This is a genomic window from Streptomyces sp. NPDC053513, assembly GCF_044544765.1.
Classification (GTDB): domain Bacteria; phylum Actinomycetota; class Actinomycetes; order Streptomycetales; family Streptomycetaceae; genus Streptomyces; species Streptomyces litmocidini.
The window spans coordinates 1-2,897 of the sequence record NZ_JBITXP010000056.1; the positions used below are offsets into that span (position 1 = coordinate 1).

The 2,897-nt window shown below is 65.4% G+C and carries 4 protein-coding genes; 2 read left to right on the top strand and 2 right to left on the bottom strand.

Going from position 1 to position 2,897, the window contains the following annotated elements:
- A partial coding sequence (locus ACIGW4_RS38060; RefSeq protein WP_399586313.1) for a transposase occupies positions 1-175 on the bottom strand: 175 nt, incomplete at its 3' end.
- Between the two features lie 188 nt (positions 176-363).
- Between ACIGW4_RS38060 and ACIGW4_RS38065 the strand changes: the two genes are divergently transcribed.
- Both ACIGW4_RS38065 and ACIGW4_RS38070 read left to right on the top strand, forming a co-directional pair.
- A complete protein-coding gene (locus tag ACIGW4_RS38065; protein WP_399586308.1) occupies positions 364-1,302 on the top strand; it encodes a hypothetical protein in 939 nt (312 codons plus the stop codon).
- A complete protein-coding gene (locus tag ACIGW4_RS38070) occupies positions 1,302-1,676 on the top strand; it encodes a DUF6086 family protein (RefSeq protein WP_399586309.1) in 375 nt (124 codons plus the stop codon). Before ACIGW4_RS38065 ends, ACIGW4_RS38070 begins: the two co-directional genes overlap by 1 nt.
- Before the next feature lie 140 nt (positions 1,677-1,816).
- On the opposite strand, the gene ACIGW4_RS38075 is transcribed toward ACIGW4_RS38070, so the two are convergent.
- Positions 1,817-2,652, bottom strand: a protein-coding gene (locus ACIGW4_RS38075) for an IS5 family transposase (protein ID WP_399586311.1) whose coding sequence is annotated in 2 segments (ribosomal slippage) — positions 1,817-2,277 and positions 2,277-2,652 — 837 coding nt in all. Because the reading frame shifts where the segments join, the coding sequence is not laid out codon by codon here.
- Positions 2,653-2,897 lie beyond the last annotated feature (245 nt).

Here is a 2,897-nt window from a genome sequence, read left to right on the forward strand (position 1 = left end):
GCTGCCGCCACGTGCAGCCCGACGTTGCCACGAAGATGATCGCCGCCAGGGCTTCACGGTCACCGGCCCGGCGCCGGCCACCGCCCTGCGGACGTTTCACCTCGGTCGGCGGCACCACTCGCCGGAACAGCACCCACAACTCGTCCGGCACCAGTCGCTCCACGAGATCCGTCATGCACCGCCCAACGAACGGTCACACCAAAGGAAACGCCGTCTAAAGCCGACCAGTACGCCAAGGACGCCGAAGCCTCGGCAGCCCGCGCCGCCGCCTCGGCAGTCACCGCCCGCAAGGCGGCCAACGAGGCCAACACCGCATCCGAGGCCGCGGCGATCTCTGCCACTGACGCCACACTGTCCTCCGAAATGGCCCAGGCATCCGCCTCCTCCGCCTGGGCTTCCGCCGAGCAGGCACGCCAGTCAGCTGTCGCCGCCGGTCAGGACGCGGACGCAGCGCTCAAGGCAGCGCAGGAAACCTTCATCGTCTCGGTGAAGAAATACCTGGCGGAGGAGGAAGCCCGCCGCAAGGCAGCCGTCGAGGCCAAGCAGAAGGCCGAACAGGACCCCGGTTACCAGGCCCGCAAGATCTACCGGTGCGGCCAGGCGATCGTGCCCTGCAACCCGTATGAATTCGCCCGCTGGTGCCAGCACAACGAAATCGGCTGCGACATCATCTCCATGGGCCCGGAGTTCAAACAGGCCATGGAGGAGCTCCACGCCTTCACCAGCGCGGTCACCGGACTCGGGGACCTCGAAGCATGCATCGACAATGTGAGCTTCAAGGACTGCGGAAGCCTGGTTGCCGAGGCCCTCATCGGTGCCAAGCTCAAGGCTCTCGAAAGGGCATGGGACGGCCTCCAGCTGATCCGGCGCGGCTGCAAGATCATCGGTGCGGTCACCATGAACGCTTCATCCGGCATCGCACCGATGATGGGCACACAGGTGGCTGCCGCGTCCGCCGCCAAAGGCTGCCTTGAGGGTAAGGAGGAATGGGAGGTCTTCGACCCCGTCACCGGGAACCTCATCACTGACATCGACCACATCGACGGTGACGTCCTTTGGGAGCTCAAGAGCGCGATCGGAGGCTGGGACGACACCAAGTGGCTCGACAAGCACATCAACGGTAAGTTCGCCAAGTATCTAGCTGCCCGGAAGCAACTCCCCGAGTTCTATGCGGACGCCCCAATCGGTTTCCGGTTCACCTATGGGAACCAGGATCAGCGATTTATCGACGCGGTTGAGGCCCGGTTGCAAAAGCTCAGAGAAGAGCATCCGGGCGTCGTGATCATGACGAGGTGGGACTAATGGGCTATCCGTTCCAGACCGACGACGGTTCGAGGATCATCTGGGATCCCGGCTTCGGTGTGGGCCAGACCTTCGCCGCCCTCGCCCAACAGACCGGTGATCTGCTGGGCGTGCCCACCGGGCTGGCCTTCAACCAGCGGCTCGGCGGGAGCGACGTGGAACTGGCGGTGTTCCAACGGTTCACCCAGGCGCTGTACGACAGGTACTGCAACACCAACAGCTTCGTCCTGCACGGTCTCCTGCGGGGGCTCCTACTGCCCTCAATGGTGATGCTCGAGAATGGTGGCGGCTCAATCATCCGGACTCCGGAGGACGAGGCCGGGCTTCTGAACGAACATGAGGCCTACGTCCGCGCAATGTGGACGGAAGACTGAGAGTAGCCCCACACCAAAACAGCCCCGACCGATACGATTCGGCCGGGGCTGTTGGCTGCCGATCGCGTACGCAGGCGAGTAGTGGACCACAGCGGTCCATGACCGGGGCGGTCGTGCGAGAAACGGTGGCCTAAGAGGTCCTAACAAAGGCGTTGGACGTGTCGGTGGGTGATGAGGCAGGTGGCGAGGCCGAGGAAGGCCTCGTGGATGTCGTCGCGTCGCTCCCACCGGACGCGGAGACGCCGGAAACCGTGCAGCCAGGAGATCGTCCGCTCGACGACCCAGCGGTGGACACCGAGGCCGGAGCCGTGCGGGACACCGCGCCGGGCGATCACCGGTTTGATGCCCTGGGCCCAGACAAGGCGGCGGTATTTGTCGTGGTCGTAGCCTCGGTCGGCCAGCAGCACGTCCGGTCGCCGCCTCGGTCGTCCGACCAGGCCGGCGACGGACGGGATCTTCGCGAGCAGGGGCATCAGCTGGGTGACGTCGTTGAGGTTTCCGCCGGTCAGCGACACGGCGAGCGGGATGCCCTGCCCGTCGACGAGGACATGGTGTTTGCTGCCCGGCCGTGCACGGTCGACCGGGCTGGGACCGCTTTTGGGCCGCGTCGAGCGGCCCTGACATGGGAGGAGTCGATCACCGCCCGAGACCAGTCCAGCTGCTTGGCCGACCGCAGCTTCTTGAGCAGGACCAGGTGCAGCTGGTCCCAGACACCGGCCTCGTTCCACGCGGCAAGCCGTCGCCAGCAGGTCATGCCAGAGCCGAAGCCGAGCTCCTGGGGCAGGTACTCCCACTGGATCCCGGTATGCAGGACGAACAGGATCCCGCACAGAGCCTGCCGGTCGGGCACCCGCGGCCGCCCCGCCACCAGCTTCGGTGCCGGGGCGGGCAGCAACGGCTCGATCAGCGACCACAGTTCGTCCGACACGTTCCACGGCCGAGAGTTCCTCTTCGCCACGAACGGACCAACGAGCATCCAAGCCGACAGTCACACCATCAGCGGCTTCTGTTAGGACCTCTAAGAGGGCATCTGATCTACGTTGCGGGCGGTTTGATCCGTTCGCTGTGACCAAGCCGGACGTGCGTCGTTACACCTTGAGTGACTTCTCGACGCCCGTATCGCAGCGACGTCTCCGACGCCCGATGGGCTTTGATCGAGCCGGTGTTCACGGCTTGGCGTGCCGGGCGAACCGGTCCCGGAACGACCGCGCGGGTGCATGA

Bases quoted from the DNA above. Each gene is read 5' to 3' on its own strand.
- ACIGW4_RS38070 (WP_399586309.1), top strand. From the start codon at position 1,302: ATGGGCTATCCGTTCCAGACCGACGACGGTTCGAGGATCATCTGGGAT.
- ACIGW4_RS38065 (WP_399586308.1), top strand. From the start codon at position 364: ATGGCCCAGGCATCCGCCTCCTCCGCCTGGGCTTCCGCCGAGCAGGCA.